Here is a 16,897-nt window from a genome sequence, read left to right on the forward strand (position 1 = left end):
CTCCCTCGATGTGAGTGCGACTGACGAAGGCGTCAGAAAAACCACATGCATACGGCAACATTGCAACGGCGTGGCTAAGCGCAGGCAGAAGAGTGTCCGGATCGGTGCAGGGGGATCGAGCCGCAACTGGCGCTTGCTCAACCCGGGCGGCTGCGGGGCAGCAGGACGTGGCTAGGGCGGTCCATGGCAATGCCACAAGCCGGCGGTGCCGCATGAGGTCGCCGCTTCAGTGCGGCGTGGACTGCTGTCCATGTTCTTGCGCTCCGGCGCGGGTGACGCGGTGCGACGGTCGCTGTGCCCTCTCCTGCACCGCATCCCGCCGCCGACGCCACGCTTGCAATGCCCGAGGCCCACTTCCCTGAGCCCCATCAAGCTACGGCTGTAACGGCCCTCGCACCTCGGCCTGCGCGACTCGACCGACTTGACGGGAGTCGGTAACGACGTCGCGGCGACCCTGCGAGGCGAATCCTGAACTAGCTTGTTGATAGACCTCGGTAGTACGGGAACCACCGGGAGATCTTTCAGCACTTGGTTGCAAGCATCGGGGAGCGACGACGATGTCCATAGATGCAAAGGTCGAATCAAATTCGAAGACCTTGGTCGAGGCCGTCGATGGGACTTTGGTCGAATCCGCCTCGTCCTGGTGGCGCCGCCTGGGGCAATCGAACCGCTCGCTGCAGTTCGTCCTCGCCGCGGCGCTGATCCTCGGCGTGAGCATGGTCTTCGTCGGCAGTCTGGTCAGCCAGCAGATCAAGCTCGCCGCAGCGCAGAGCGCGGGCGAAGGCGCGGCTATCTACATGGAGGCCTATCTCGACGAGTATGTGCAGGAACTGGCCAGCGCGCGCAGCCTGAAACCCGAGAGCGTGCAGGCCATCGACAACCTGATGAAAGACACCTCGCTAAACAGCCATATCGTCTCGGTGAAGATCTGGCTGCCCGACGGCAGCAACGTCTACAGCACCAGCAAGCGGCCGGTCTTCTACTATCACCCGGCCGGGCCCATCGCCGAGGCCATGCAGGGCAAGGTGGTAACCCGCCTGAGCCCGCTGGAGCACGACGAGCACGCCTACGAGCGCAGCTTCAACCGGCCGCTATACGAAACCTATGTGCCGCTGCGCGAGTTCGGCAGCGGGCGGATCATCGCCATCGGCGAGTTCTACGAGCTGGAGCACGAGATCGGCAGCATCCACCAGCAGGTCTGGGCCATCATCGCCGCGGCCACCCTGGCCATGCTCCTGCTGCTTTTTCTCATCGTCCGCCGTGGCGACCGCATCATCGACCGCCAGCAGGCGATCCTGCGCCAGCAGATGCGCGAGCAGGAGGCCTTGCACCAGCAGAACGCCGCGCTGCAGCAGCGGGTCAATACCGCCAGCCGCGAGTTCGCCACCATCAACGAGCTAACCCACAGGCGCCTGGGCGCCGACCTGCACGACGGCCCGGCGCAGCTCCTGACCCTGATCCTGCTGCGTCTGGACGAGCTGGCCGAGCTTTGCCAGACCGGGGAAAACGACGCGCTGGAGACCATCCGCAGCGCCGCCCAGGAGAGCCTGCGCGAGATCCGCGGCATCTCCCGCGGTCTGGCATTGCCGGAGATCAACGAGCTGAGCCTGGACGAGCTGCTCAAGCTGGTGGTGCAACGCCATGAACAGCGCAGCGAAACCAAGGTGCAGCTCGAGCTCGGCGAACTGCCGGCGATACTGAGCCTGCCCTACAAGATCTGCGTCTACCGCCTGGTGCAAGAGGCACTGAACAACGCCTTCCACCATGCCGGTGGCCAGGGCCAGTCGGTGCGCGCCGAATGTCGGCAGGGCGTGCTGGAGGTGCAGGTGGCGGACGCCGGCGCGGGCATCGATCAGACGCGTCAGGCCGCAACGGGGTCGCACCGCTCGCGCCTCGGGCTGGCGGGTATGCGCTATCGGGTGGAATCGCTGGGTGGGACCTTCGACCTCGAATCGGCCCCCGGGCAAGGTACCCGGGTCAAGGCCAGATTCGATTTGCGCGGCGGCGATAGCCGCCAGTAGCAGTCAATGGATCAGGGCGTACTAATGCCCACATGCCAGGTCTTGCGGCTTTCCCAGTAACGGCGCACCGCCGCCACCGCCTCGACCCGATTGCGCGCATGCAGCTTCTGCATCACGTTGGTCATGTAGTACTTCACCGTCTTCTCGCTCAAGCCGAGCTTGGCCGCCACCTCGCGATTGGTCAGGCCGCTGGCGACCTCGCGGATGATCTGTTCTTCGCGGTGGGTCAGATCGGGACCGTGCTGTTCGCTGCGATGCTTGCGGAAGTTGCTCAGCAGGCGCGCCGCCAGCGCCGGGGTGATAAAGGTCTCGCCCTTGGCCACGGTACGGATCGCCTGGATCAGCTCCGGCCCGCTGACACCCTTGAGCACATAGCCCTGAGCGCCGCCCTCCAGCGCCGCGTAGGCGTCATCCTCGGACTCCGACACCGTCAGCATCAGCACCTTGACCCTGGGCTGCGCCTTGCTGATGGCGCGCACCGCGGCGAAGGTATCGCCGGGCATGTTGACGTCCATCAACAGCACGTCCGGCTGACAGCGCGCGGAGATATCCCGCGCCTCGTCGGCACAGCCGCCCTGCTCCACCACTTCAAAGTCCTCCACCCGGTTCAGGGTCGCAGCCACCCCCTGACGCAGCAACGGGTGGTCGTCGACTATGCCTACCTTGATCTTGTCGCTCATCGAATATGCTCCCCTCAAGGTTTATACCCTTGTCGCCCAGGGTGCCTGGCCGAGGCCAGGCACCCTGGACTCGCCCCTAGCTCAACCCAGCTGGAAGTCCGCCGAGGTGACCGTGGTGTGATCGGCGACGCCGACCAGGCGTATGCTGCCGCCATCCGCACCATTGACCGTCACCAGGGTGTCGGCGCCGGCATCGGCGATACTCACCCGAGCGGCGAAGGTCGCTGCCGTAATCCCCAGCGCGGCGATATTGAGCAGATCCTGGCCACCGGCGGGATTGGCATCGAAGTCCGTGATCCGGTCATTGCCGAAGTTCGGCCCGAACACGAAGATGTCGTTGCCACCACCACCAATAAGCCTGTCGTTGCCGGCTCCTCCATTTAGGCGATCATTGCCGGTACTTCCCTGAATGATGTTGTCCAGCGCATTACCCGTGCCCGTGAACGACTCCGTGCCGTAGTACCACAGGTTCTCCACATTCGCCCCCAGCGTGTAGCTGCTCAGCGTCGTCCTCACCTGATCGATACCCTCTCCGGCAAACTCAATCACTCGGTCGCCTACATGATCGACCCAGTAGATGTCATCACCTGCACCGCCAACCATCCGGTCGGCACCCTCACGGCCATTGAGCCGATCATTGCCGGTACTTCCCTGAATAATGTTATCCAGCGCATTACCCGTGCCCGTGAACGACTCCGTGCCGTAGTACCACAGGTTCTCCACATTCGCCCCCAGCGTGTAGCTGCTCAGCGTCGTCCTCACCTGATCGATACCCTCTCCGGCAAACTCAATCACTCGGTCGCCTACATGATCGACCCAGTAGATGTCATCACCTGCACCGCCAACCATCCGGTCGGCACCCTCACGGCCATTGAGCCGATCATTGCCGGTACTTCCCTGAATAATGTTATCCAGCGCATTACCCGTGCCCGTGAACGACTCCGTGCCGTAGTACCACAGGTTCTCCACATTCGCCCCCAGCGTGTAGCTGCTCAGCGTCGTCCTCACCTGATCGATACCCTCTCCGGCAAACTCAATCACTCGGTCGCCTACATGATCGACCCAGTAGATGTCATCACCTGCACCGCCAACCATCCGGTCGGCACCCTCACGGCCATTGAGCCGATCATTGCCGGTACTTCCCTGAATAATGTTATCCAGCGCATTACCCGTGCCCGTGAACGACTCCGTGCCGTAGTACCACAGGTTCTCCACATTCGCCCCCAGCGTGTAGCTGCTCAGCGTCGTCCTCACCTGATCGATACCCTCTCCGGCAAACTCAATCACTCGGTCGCCTACATGATCGACCCAGTAGATGTCATCACCTGCACCGCCAACCATCCGGTCGGCACCCTCACGGCCATTGAGCCGATCATTGCCGGTACTTCCCTGAATAATGTTATCCAGCGCATTACCCGTGCCCGTGAACGACTCCGTGCCGTAGTACCACAGGTTCTCCACATTCGCCCCCAGCGTGTAGCTGCTCAGCGTCGTCCTCACCTGATCGATACCCTCTCCGGCAAACTCAATCACTCGGTCGCCTACATGATCGACCCAGTAGATGTCATCACCTGCACCGCCAACCATCCGGTCGGCACCCTCACGGCCATTGAGCCGATCATTGCCGGTACTTCCCTGAATAATGTTATCCAGCGCATTACCCGTGCCCGTGAACGACTCCGTGCCGTAGTACCACAGGTTCTCCACATTCGCCCCCAGCGTGTAGCTGCTCAGCGTCGTCCTCACCTGATCGATACCCTCTCCGGCAAACTCAATCACTCGGTCGCCTACATGATCGACCCAGTAGATGTCATCACCTGCACCGCCAACCATCCGGTCGGCACCCTCACGGCCATTGAGCCGATCATTGCCGGTACTTCCCTGAATAATGTTATCCAGCGCATTACCCGTGCCCGTGAACGACTCCGTGCCGTAGTACCACAGGTTCTCCACATTCGCCCCCAGCGTGTAGCTGCTCAGCGTCGTCCTCACCTGATCGATACCCTCTCCGGCAAACTCAATCACTCGGTCGCCTACATGATCGACCCAGTAGATGTCATCACCTGCACCGCCAACCATCCGGTCGGCACCCTCACGGCCATTGAGCCGATCATTGCCGGTACTTCCCTGAATAATGTTATCCAGCGCATTACCCGTGCCCGTGAACGACTCCGTGCCGTAGTACCACAGGTTCTCCACATTCGCCCCCAGCGTGTAGCTGCTCAGCGTCGTCCTCACCTGATCGATACCCTCTCCGGCAAACTCAATCACTCGGTCGCCTACATGATCGACCCAGTAGATGTCATCACCTGCACCGCCAACCATCCGGTCGGCACCCTCACGGCCATTGAGCCGATCATTGCCGGTACTTCCCTGAATAATGTTATCCAGCGCATTACCCGTGCCCGTGAACGACTCCGTGCCGAAGTACCAGAGGTTCTCCACGTTCGCCCCCAGCGTGTAGCTGGTTAGCGTCGTCCTCACCTGGTCAATGCCCTCACCAGCAAACTCGATCACTTGGTCACCTACATGGTCGACCCAGAAGATATCGCCACCTGCCCCCCCCATCATGGTGTCGGCACCAGTGCCACCATTGAGATGATCGTTACCAGCTCCCCCTTCCAACGTATCGTCCCCCCCCATGCCGTTGAGGGTGTCGTCCCCATCGCTGCCCAGCATGATTTCGCTACCCGCGGTTCCCGTCAGGGTGCCGCCGAACGTCGTCATGACCATGATCCCCGCCAGCACCGCAGTAGCCGCCGACGTCAGCGACTCCAGGGTATTGCCGTTATCGGTGTAGCTGACCACCACCCGGATCTGCTGCCCGGCCTGGGCCACGGTCGGGGTGAAGTTCACCCCTGTGGCGCCGGCGATATTGGCGAAGTTGCCACCCGTGCCGGCCTGCCATTGGTAGGAGAACGCCACGCCGGCGAGACCATCGGCATCGGTAAAGGCATTGATCGCCGTGAGCTCATTGCCCAGCGAAGGCGCCATATTGCTGATCAGCACGCTGCCCACCGGCAGATCGTTCGGATCGCCACCTTGCACGACCAGGCTGGTCGGCGCCGAGAACACGGTTTCCAGCACGCCGTGGGCGTCCTTGTAGATCGCCTTGACGCGCAGGGCCAGGCCCTCGAACTCCGGCCTCACGGTGAAGGTCGGGCCGGTGGCACGGGCGGCCTCGCCGCCGATGTTTTCCGTGACGATATCGGCGAAGGTACCGTCGCCCTCAACATCCACCTGCCAGTAGTAGCTGATCGGGCCGGTGACGGCACCGTTCGGATTGCCGGCGCCGATATTATCGGCGTCGCGCACCAGCGCAGCCGAAACGCTGAGCACCTGGCCGACGCTGGGCGAGCCGTCGCTGATGCGCAGCGCGCCTTCCACCTCGGCGTTGCGTCCCGCCACCAGCACCATGGCCTGATCGTTGAACTGGATGCGCTCGATATTGCGGATCATGTCCGCGCCATCGGCGCCGACCACATCGAGGAAGCCGTCGCCGTCGTTGTCCACGCCATCCAGGCCGACGTGACGGACACCCCACAGGCCATCGCCCCACTCGATCACTTCGTATTCGGACATCAGCCCGGAGTAGACCGCCGTATCGAAGGACTGCCCGAGGTTGTTCGGGTCGACCGTGCCGGACATCAGCTCACGGACGATGACCAGTTGCCCCGGGTTGTAGGTGCCGTTGAGCATCAGCGGGATCATCGGCACCATGCTGTTGAAGGTGGCGATTTCCGGTCCCGTGCCGTCGAGGTTCTGCCGCACGCTGATGCGCACGTTGAGCCACATGTCGCCGTCGATCAGGTCGTCGCCGCCGTTACCGGCGATCAGGTCGCTGCCGTTGCCGCCGAGGATGATATTGCCCGCACCGAAGGAGGTGACCTCACCGACGGTGGTCAGCGGGTCGGCCAGCTCGTTGATGAACGCCCGCAAGCCGTCGACCATGTCCATATAGTCGTTGCTCAGCACGCTGCCGTAGGCGCCGGACAGTGCAATGGCCGTGGCGTCACGGTCGTCGCCGTTGAGGATGTCGGCATGGTGCGAGCCCGACAGCCCTTCCATGAACTCGAAGCGCGCCAGCACCGATACATCGGACGGTGCCACCGGCGTTTCGTCGAAAGCGCGCAGACGGAAGTCCACGTTGACCCCGAACGGATCGTCGCGGAAACCCGCCCAGTCGAAGCCGGAGCCGCCGACGTAGCGGTCGCCCTCGCCGCCGTTGCCGAACATGATGTCGTCGCCACCCTCGCCGTCCATGCGGTCGATGATGCCGAACTCGCCGATGAACACGTCGTGGCCGATCACGTTGTCCAGGCCGAACTCGTTGAAGTTGTCGCCGCCGTTGCCGTCGGGACCGCCCAGTTCCAGCCAGTCGTTGCCCTCGTTACCGAACTGCGCCTCGTTGCCGCGGGTGCCGAGGATGAAGTCGTCGCCCGGGCCGCCGAACACCTCGGTGGAGTCCTCGCCGGAGATGACGAAGTCCTTGCCATGGCCGGCCATCACCAGGTTGAAGCCATTGCCGGCATGGATCACGTCGTTGCCTTCGCCGGCCCGGATCACATCGTCGCCGCCCATGTCGGTGATGATGTCGTCGCCGGCCCCGCCCATGATCAGGTCGTTGCCGAAGCCGCCTTCCAGACGGTCATTGCCGGCGTCGCCCCACAGGGTGTCGTCGCCGATGCCACCAACCAAGGTGTCATTGCCGTCCGTGCCGCCGAGCACCACGTGCTCACCGCCGTTGTACTGCAGGAAGTTGGGCCCACGCATCACGTCTGGCAGCAACGGGTTGTCGCCTTCCGGATCGGCGCGGCCATCGTCGCCCAGGCCGGTGTACTGTTTGGTTTGGTCCACCTCGAGGATAAAGCCCGGGGTGGAGAAGATATCCCCCGGCAGGTGGGTGGCATTGGTATTGGCCATCACCATGCGCGAGAAGAAGTTGTTCTCCATCTCGGTCAGCATGTTCAGGCCGGCCAGACGCTCCAGGTAGTAGAAGCGGTCGGCATCCTGCAGCGCCTCCATCTGCGTCTCGAAGACGAAGTTGAAGGTGGAGCCGAGCATGCCGCCGAAGGGCATGATCTTTTCGGCCAGGCCGCCGATCCAGAAGTCGATGGCGTTGACCCCGGTAGTGGCTGCAGGCCCATGCAGGAAGGCCATGCGGTCGACACCGGCGCCATCTGCGTCGAATAGCCGTTCCTCGGCGGTTCCCTCATTGATCAACGCCGTGCCGCCGAATACCAGGGCGAAGGCCACCGCCCGTTTCTCGGCCAGGGTATTGACGTCGAGCTCCTGCAAGGCCGCATGCGTACCATAGGCGGCGATAAAGTTGACCAGCGAGGTCTGGTGTTTGAGGTTCATGGCGAAGTCGACCCAGCTGGTGTAGGGCTTCAGCTGGCTATCGCCGGTCATGTTGTAGAACTCCTGACGCGCCGCGTTGAGCGACGGCACCCCGGTCTCCCGGCCGCGGGTCAGGTTGATGGTGGCCAGGTCCAGCGGCAGGCCGAGCAGGTTGTTGCGCAGGGCCTCGGTGACGAACTCGTCGATCTCGTTGCCGAGTTGTCGGGTCATACCACGGACGATGGCACCGGCGGCCTCCTCGGCGCTGACGGTGACGAAGCCACCGTTACCATCGCTGAGCTGGTTGAAGGCCAGCGGGTTTAGGAAGGCCTCGATCAGCCCCAGTTCGCTGGAGACGAAGTTCGGGTCGAAGCGATCCACCGTCTCGGTCAGCATCGAGTGGCCGAAGCGATACACCACGTGGGCGAACTCGGCCATGATCGCCGGGTTGAGGGTGCTGTCGTAGACCTGGGTGGCGTTGAAGAACACGTCCACCTGCGGCTGCACCTTACGCGCGAACTCCTCGAACACCAGGTGCTGGTACTGCATCTCGGTGGCGAAGCGCGCGGCCTGGAACAGCCGCTCGCCGTTCCACACCAGGCCGTCCGGGCTGGTCGGCAGCTCTGTCACCGGCTCCAGCAACCACTGGTTGATGAAGTCGAGGTCGTTGGAGGCCAGCACCACGTCCTTGGTATGCGTTACCACGCGGTTGTGCTCGGCATGGAACACATGGTGGATGGCGGTCAAGCCGATATTCTCGTTGCCGCGACCGTCGCCGGTGATGAAGTGGGCATCGAGTAGCTCGTCGTCGAAGAACAGATTGGACGACACCGGGTTACCCAGATCATCGGTCAGCCCGACCGCACCATCGGCATCGGCGGTCTTCATCGCGCCCGTCTGACCGTTGATCGGGTTGGCGTTATGCGCGATATCGTCGAGGAAGGCGTGCCCGGTACGAACCACATCGTTGGGCACCGCCACGCCACCGGGACCAGCCGGCTCCAATCCTCCTCCAGTAACGAACTGCGGATAGCCGTTGGCACCGGGGATGAACTTGCCGTATTGGTCGGTGGCCAGCAGCGGCACGTTCACCACGTCGGCATCGCTCAGCACGATGCCCAGCAGGTTGAGTGCCTGAGCCTTGACCTCCGCCCAGGTCGGCAGGCCGCCGTCGGCGCCGTTGAGCAGGCGCCCGGTGGCCACCGGGCCCTCGTCGGTCATGGCGTACTCGCGCAGGAATACCTGGTGCGAGGCATGCGAGGTATAGGTCTGGTTCTGGTCGACGAACGGCGTGGTCTGGTTGACATGCACATGCACGTCGTCCGCCGTACCAAAATCGCCGTCCTCACCGGCCAGCACCGCCTGGTTGGTGGCGCGGGTCAGGACCATGAAGTTGGCCGAGCCACCCTCGATATAGAGCGGGTCATCCGGCTGCAGCGGGATAAACACCGTGCCGTTGCCGCCCTTGTTGACCAGGTCCAGACCGTGGTCGAAGAACTGGCCGAACAGGGTGAACCAGGAGTTGAAGCCGGCCGACAGCCCTTCGTCCGGCGCGCTGTTGGGGATAAACAGCGGCACCCCTTCCGGGATCGGCTGGCCGCTGAGATCCAGCAGCACGCCGTTGGCGTCCAGGGTACCCAGGCCGGCATCGACATAGGCCTGCACTGCTGCCGGGTTGGTGATGGTCTGGTCGACGATCAGGTTGGAGATGATCCGCGGATCGGCGTCCACCACATCGCGCGGCGAGGCGGGGTTGGTCGGGTCGTAGGCATAGTTGCCATTGCTGAATTCACCGCCCGGAGCTGGGCCATTGAGGTCGATGGTGTCGCCATCCGGGTCGTTGATGAAGTTCTGCGTCGTCGAGGTCGGGAACGGCTGATCCGCCGCACCGAAGTACTGCTGCCCCGGCACCAGGTTGTTGAACGAACCATCCACGGTGCGCAGGCCCCAGGGCAGGCGCGAGTTGGGGATGATGTCCATCAGATCCTCGCCGGCGGCGTGGCGCTCGGCGATGATGATCTGGTCGAGGATGAACTGCAGGTCGGAGCGGATCATGCGCAGGCCATCGCCCGGGCTGGCCACCTCGCTTTCCACCGGCAACGGGGCCGGCGGCGGCGGCAGTTGACCGCCCGCTACCGGGTCGGTGGCCGCCGAGGCCACCCGTTCCATCACGCCGTTATCGTCCTGGTAGATGGCGATCACGCGGATCGCCAGGCCGTCCAGGTTGGGGCTGACGCGATAGGAGACACCATCCTGGGTCGACGGCCGCGCGCCACCCTCTTCGACGATATCCTGGAAGATGCCCGAGCCGGCCACCGCCTCGTACTGCCAGATATAGCTGACCGGCCGGCCGTTGATCAGGCCGTTGGCATTGTCCTCGTCGCCGACGCCCGCGGCAGAGACCCGCAGCAGTTGGCCGACCGCAGGCGTGTTATCCGCCACACCGCTGACGGCATCGAGAATCTGCAGCGCGCCGGTGGGCGAGAAGTTGCCGCCCTGTTCGGTGCCCGGCACTTCCTCGACGAACACGCCGCCGACCAACACCAGGGCGCTGTCGGAAAACTGGATGCGCTCGATATTGAGCAGGCGATCGGTGCCCTCGTCGCCGACATCATCGGTGACTATGGTCATACCGCCTAGCGTGGTTACCGTGTAGTTCTCGCGCGGCCCGGCATACAGCGCGGTATCGAAGCTATCGGCGCTGTCGAGTATCTCGCGCACGATCATCAACTGCCCCGGGTTGTAAACGCCGTCGAGCATCAGCGTGATCATGTCCTTCATGCTGTTGAAGGAAGCGATTTCCGGGCCGGTCGGATTGCCGTTGGCATCCACCCCGGCACGCACGCTGATGCGCACGTTGAGCCAGCGGTCGCCGTCGATCAGGTCGTCGCCGCCACGGCCTTCCAGCACGTCGCTGCCGCCGCCGCCGAGGATGATATTGCCGCTACCGAAGGAAGTCTGCGGCGCACCGAAGAACTCGGTGAGCATCTGCTGCAGGTTGGTGATGCGGGCGATGCCCTCGGCAGTCAGCAGACTGCCCTGGGCGCCGGCCTGGGCGATCAGCGCCGCGTCGGCGTTGTCGCCGCGCAGGATATCGCCGAAGGCCGAGCCGGACAGACCTTCCACCTCGGCGAAGCGGTCGAGGATACCGGCATTGGATGGCGCCACCGGCGGCTCGACGAAGTCGTCGACGATCAGGTCGACCTTCACCCCGACCCGATCGTCCTTGTACACGGCCCAGTCGAAGCCGGAGTTGCCGTCGAAGTGGTCGGCGCCTTCGGAGCCGACCATGATGTCATCGCCGCCCTCGCCTATCACCTCGTCGAAGCCGGGGCCGCCGATGAATACGTCATGGCCGTTCACGGTATCGGTGGAGAACGGCTCCAGGTTGTCGCCGGGGGCGCCGTCCTGGGTGCCGATCTCGATCCAGTCGTCGCCTTCGTTACCGGCAGTCTGCAGGTTGCCCTTGGCACCCAAGATGAAGTCGTTGCCGGTGCCGGCGAAGACCTCGGAAACGTCCTCACCGGTAATGATGAAGTCGTTGCCATGGCCGCCGAGAATCAGGTTGAAGCCATTGCCGCCGTGGATCACGTCGTTGCCGTCGCCCCCCTTGAGCACATCGTCGCCGCCCTTGTCGGTGATGATATCGTCGCCGGCGCCGCCTTCGATCATGTCGTTGCCGTCGCCGCCTTCCAGGCGGTCATTGCCGCCGTCGCCCCACAGGGTGTCGTCGCCCAGGCTGCTGACCATGATGTCGTTGCCTGAGGTGCCGCCGAGCACCACGTGCTCGTCGCCGGTGTAGCGCAGGTAGTTGGTATCGCCCCCCGGTGTTTCCGGGTTGTCGCGAATCACCAGCGGGATCAACGGGTTGTCGCCAAGCGGGTCGGCGCTACCCAGTCCTTCGTTGAACTGCGCACCCTGGTTCACCTCGAGGATCAGCCCCGGGGTGGAGAAGATATCCGCCGGCAGGTGCACCGCATCGGTATGGCGCATCACCAGCTTGGCGAAGGAGTTGTCCTCCATCTCGGTGAGGAAGTTGAGGCCGTCCAGACGGGCCAGGTAGTAGAAGCGGTCGCCGTTCTGCAGCGCCTCCATCTGCGTCTCGAAGACGAAGTTGAAGCTGGAACCGAGCATGCCGCCGAAGGGCATGATCCGTTCGGCCAGGCCGCCGATCCAGAAGTCGATGTCGTTAACCCCGGTGCTGGCCGCCGGGCCGTTGAGGAAGGCCATGCGTTCATCGTCGGAGATCGCCCCGCCGCCGAACACTATATCCATGGCCGCGGCGCGCTTGGCCGCCAACCCGGTGGCACTGGTGATGCTGCTATGAGTGCCGTAGGCGGCAATGAAGTTGATCAACGATTCCGGGTGCTTCAGGTTCAGGGCGAAGTCCAGCCAGCTGGTGTAGGGTTTGAGCTGGCTGTCGCCGGTCATGGCATAGAACTCGGCGCGCGCCTGGTTCAGCGACGGCACGCCGGTGTCGCGACCGCGGGCGATATTGATCGCCGCCAGGTCCAGCGGCAGGCCGAGCAGGTTGCTACGCAGGGCGCTGGTGACGAACTCGTCGATCTCGTTGCCCAGTTGCCGGGTCAGGCCGCGAACGATGGCGCCGGCGGCCTCTTCGGGCGACAGGGTGCCGTTCTCGTTGAACGCCAGCGGGTTGAGGAAGGCCTCGATCAGACCCAGGCTGCTGTCGTTCTGGAAGGTCGGGTCGAGCCGGTCGACCGTCTCGGTCAGCATCGAGTGGCCGAAGCGGTACACGGTGTGGGCGAACTCGGCCATGATCGCCGGGTTGATGGTGGCGTCGTAACCGTTGGGAATGAGGAACTCGTCCACCAGCGGCTGCACCTTGCGGGCGAACTCTTCGAACACCAGGTGCTGGTACTGCATCTCGGTACCGAACTTGGCGGCCTGGAACAACCGTTCGCCGTTCCATACCAGGGTCGACAGGTCGGCCGGAATCGAATCGACAGTTACCAGCAGCCATTGGTTGAGGAAGGCCATATCGCCGTCGGCGGCGGCCTGCAGAGCCACGTCCTTGGTGTGTTCGACCAGGCGGTTGTGCTCGGCGTGGAACACGTGGTGCACGGCGGTCAGGCCGATGTTCTCGTTGACCCGGCCGTCGCCGGCCATGAAGTGGGCGTCGAGCAGCTCGTCGTCGTAGGTGCCGGCCAGGCCGTCGTTGATACCAGCCACGACGTCGTCATCGGCGACCAGCGGCGCGCCGGTCTGGCTGTTGAAGGGATTGGCCGAATGGGCGATGTCGTCGAGAAAGCCATGGCCGGTGGTCAGTGCCAGGGAGGCGTCCACCGGTGCGGCCAGGCTGGCCTCGACCAGACCGCCGGCGGTGACCAGTTGCGGCATGCCGTTGGCGCCCGGAATGAAATTGCCGTACTGGTCGGTGGCCAGCAGCGGCACCCGACCGACGTCTTGATCGTCCAGTTCGATCCCCAGCACGTCGCGAGCCTGGGCCTTGAGCACGGCCCAGGTGGCCATGCCGCCCAGCTCAACGTCGTCCTCGGTACCGAAGATGCCGTCTGCCCCAAGGTCGCGGTTGGTCAGCAGCTTGCCGGTGGCCATGGGTTGGCCGTCCACCAGCACATAGGCGCGCAGGAACACCTGGTGCGAAGCGTGCGAGCTGTAGGTCTGGTTCTGGTCGACGAACGGTGTGGTCTGGTTGACGTGCACGCGGTTGCCGTCCGCGTCCACCTCGACACTGGCGCGGGTGATGACCATGAAGTTGGTCTGTGGCGTGGCCGGGTTGTACAGCGGGTCGTCCGGCTGCAGCGGAATGAAGATGAAGCCATTGCCGCCCTTGTTGACCAGATCCAGGCCATGGTCGAAGAACTGGCCGAAGAAGGTGAACCAGGTGTTGAAGCCAGCCGAAAGCCCTTCGTCCGGCGCAGTATTGGGGATGAATAGCGACTGGCCGGCGGGAATCGCCACACCGTCAAGATCCAGCAGGGTGCCGGCCGGATAGGGGTTGCCATCCGGGTCCAGCTGATTGACACCGTCTGCCAGCGTACCCAGGCCCGCCTGGACATAGACCTGCACCGCCGCCGGGTTGCTGATGGTCTGGTCGACGATCAGGTTGGAGATGATCCGCGGGTCGGCATCGGCCACGTTGCCGGTGGCGCCGTAGTCGGTATTGGTCACCTCTCCGCCCGGTGCGCCGCCGTTCATGTCGAAGGTGTCGCCGTCCTGGTCATTGCGGAACTGCTGGTCCAGCAGCAAGAGGAACTCCTGGTCGGCGGCGCCCCAGAAGGTGCGGCCCTCCACCAGGTTGTTGTAGCTGCCATCCACGGTGCGCAAGCCCCAGGGTACCTGGGAGTTGGGCAGCAGTTCGTCCAGGCTCTGCCCCGCGGCATGTGCCTCGGCGATCAGAATCTGCTGGAGGATGAACTCGAGATCGGACTTGATGAAATTGGCCATTTCCTTCCACCTCTGATGCCCAGCAGTTGAATTCGCAAAGTCAAAGCCAAAGGAACCCGTGGCGCAGACGCAACTCACCCTCTCCAGGCGCGCATCACGCATTCGTCAGAGTGTTCCCGGGATAGAGGCCAAACGCCGCCGCGCCGACATGCTGGGATCGTCGACGTCCAATCGGTATTTGGTATGTCCCTATGCTGATGCCGGCTCAAAGCCTGGCGTCAGAAATCAGGCAGAAGGAGGCCCGTGAAACTGCGGGTCGGCGAAGTGCCCTAGCGAAGACGCCTCAGGCGTCTGGTCAAGCAAGACTCTAGTCATGGTCTTTCTCGGTATCGCTGCTGGTCTGGTGGGAACCGTGACGGTTTCTTGGCCTTTTCCAGCAAATGCACGATTAGACTTAAGTCCCAGCCCTTAGCCTTGTCAAGATACCGTCGGTCACCTCGCCGATATACGGCGTTGCGCCATAAATCTTTACTGCATAAAGATTTTTCCCAAGAAACAAAAAGAAACATGGCAAAAATAAGGCCTAGAAACGCCTTGCGCCCCGACCAAAGTCCCATCTATACCTAGGGGGCGACATTCAAGGAGACGGGAAAATGTCTCCCTGCAGGTGCACCGAGCCGCAGAGCGCCGGAACACCGTCACCCAGCAGGATGCTCAGCGAACATGCCGTGCCGGAGGGTCCCATGGGCATCCCGCAGTCCCCGCGTTCCGAGCTGGCCGAGGTGTTGTTTCGCCTGCGCCGTACCTTCTATGCCCTGGCCGCCTTCAGCGGGGTGATCAACCTGCTGATGCTGACCCCGGCCGTTTATATGCTGCAGGTCTACGACCGCGCCCTGGTCAGCAGCAACGTCACCACCCTGCTCATGCTCACCCTGCTGGTGGTCGGCCTCTATGTGCTGATGGCGCTGCTGGAGGTGGTGCGCTCCAGCGTGCTGATCCGCGTCGGCAACCGCCTCGACATGATGCTCAACAAGCGCATCTTCGGCGCCGCCTTCGAGCGCAACCTGCGCCGCGCCGGCGGCAACCCGGCGCAGGCCCTGCAGGATCTGTCGCAGGTGCGCCAGTTCCTCACCGGCAACGGCCTGTTCGCCTTCTTCGACGCACCCTGGACACCGATCTACCTGCTGGTGATCTACCTGGTGCATCCGCTGCTCGGCCTGATCACCCTGATCGGTTCGCTGCTGCTGGTGGCCCTGGCCTGGCTCACCGAGGTCAGCACGCGCAAGCCGCTGGCCGAGGCCAACCAGGCTTCGCTGGTGTCCGGCAGCTTCGCCAACAACAACCTGCGCAACGCCGAGGTGATCGAGGCCATGGGCATGCTGCCGGCGATCCGCCAGCGCTGGTTCGGCAACCACCTGAAGATCCTCGAACTGCAGACCCTGGCCTCCGACCGCGCCGCCTACATCAATGGCGCCACTCGTTTCGTGCGCGTCACCCTGCAGTCGCTGATCCTCGGTACCGGCGCGCTGCTGGCGATCCAGGGCAAGATCACCCCGGGGATGATGATCGCCTGCTCGATCCTCTCCGGCCGCGCCCTGGCGCCGGTGGAACAGGTGATCTCGGCCTGGAAGCAGCTGCTCTCCAGCCGCGCCGCCTGGGCCAGGCTGTCCGACCTACTGGCCGACTTCCCCGCGCACAAGCCGTCCATGCCGCTGCCCAAGCCGCTGGGCATGCTTCAGGTGGAAAACGCTTTCGCCAGCGCGCCGGGCTCGCCCACGCCGATCCTGCGCGGCATCAGCTTCAACCTGTCGCCCGGCGAGGCGCTGGGCATCATCGGCCCCTCGGCCTCCGGCAAGTCCACCCTGGCGCGCCTGCTGGTCGGCGTATGGCCGGCGCAAGGCGGCAAGGTACGCCTGGACGGTGCCGACCTCTACCAGTGGAACAAGGCCGAGCTGGGGCCCTGGCTCGGCTATCTGCCGCAGGACGTCGAGCTGTTCGAAGGCAGCGTCGCCGAGAACATCGCCCGCTTCGGCGAGATCGACAGCGACGCGGTAATCCTCGCCGCCAAGCAGGCCGGCGTGCACGACATGATCCTGCACCTGCCGCAGGGCTACGACACCCGCCTCAGCGCCGACGGCGGCTCGCTGTCCGGCGGGCAGAAGCAACGCATCGGCCTGGCCCGCGCACTGTACGGCGAGCCGTCGCTGATCGTTCTCGACGAACCCAACGCCAGCCTCGACGACGTCGGCGAAGCGGCGCTACTGCAGGCGCTGGTCGACCTCAAGCAACGCGGCAAGACCCTGGTGCTGATCTCCCACCGCCCCACCGTACTGAACATGGTGGACAAGGTGCTGGTGCTGCGCGAAGGCGCGGTGCAGATGTTCGGCACCCGCGACGAGGTGTTCGCCGCCCTGCGCCAGGCCAACGTGATCCCCACCGGCAAAGGGGCGCCGACCCTGGCCTCGGTGCGGGGCAAGGAGTGACATG

At 63.9% G+C, this 16,897-nt stretch carries 4 protein-coding genes; 2 read left to right on the top strand and 2 right to left on the bottom strand.

The window, feature by feature from the left end; genetic code table 11:
• Positions 1-557 precede the first annotated feature (557 nt).
• Positions 558-2,021, top strand: a complete 1,464-nt coding sequence (locus ACW9UL_RS14935) for a sensor histidine kinase (protein WP_457787487.1) — start codon at positions 558-560, stop codon at positions 2,019-2,021.
• An 11-nt stretch (positions 2,022-2,032) separates the two neighbouring features.
• Here the strand turns inward: ACW9UL_RS14935 and ACW9UL_RS14940 are convergent, their stop codons facing one another.
• Entirely contained in the window at positions 2,033-2,701 is a 669-nt protein-coding gene (locus ACW9UL_RS14940) for a response regulator (RefSeq protein WP_457787488.1), read from the bottom strand.
• 81 nt (positions 2,702-2,782) lie between these two features.
• On the bottom strand, positions 2,783-14,470 hold the full coding sequence (locus ACW9UL_RS14945; RefSeq protein WP_457787489.1) for a peroxidase family protein: 11,688 nt from the start codon (positions 14,468-14,470) through the stop codon (positions 2,783-2,785).
• 683 nt (positions 14,471-15,153) lie between these two features.
• Here ACW9UL_RS14945 and ACW9UL_RS14950 point away from each other — a divergent pair.
• Positions 15,154-16,893: a type I secretion system permease/ATPase gene (locus tag ACW9UL_RS14950; RefSeq protein ID WP_457787490.1), complete on the top strand. Its 1,740-nt coding sequence runs from the start codon at positions 15,154-15,156 to the stop codon at positions 16,891-16,893.
• The last annotated feature ends 4 nt before the right edge of the window (positions 16,894-16,897 follow it).

The sequence above is a fragment of the Pseudomonas sp. PL-6 genome (genome assembly GCF_054110165.1).

What these genes read in the sequence shown, in the direction of transcription:
- ACW9UL_RS14950 (WP_457787490.1), top strand. Translation starts at nt 15,154, where the DNA reads ATGGGCATCCCGCAGTCCCCGCGTTCCGAGCTGGCCGAGGTGTTGTTT.
- ACW9UL_RS14935 (WP_457787487.1), top strand. Translation starts at nt 558, where the DNA reads ATGTCCATAGATGCAAAGGTCGAATCAAATTCGAAGACCTTGGTCGAG.
- ACW9UL_RS14940 (WP_457787488.1), bottom strand. Translation starts at nt 2,701, where the DNA reads ATGAGCGACAAGATCAAGGTAGGCATAGTCGACGACCACCCGTTGCTG.
- ACW9UL_RS14945 (WP_457787489.1), bottom strand. Translation starts at nt 14,470, where the DNA reads ATGGCCAATTTCATCAAGTCCGATCTCGAGTTCATCCTCCAGCAGATT.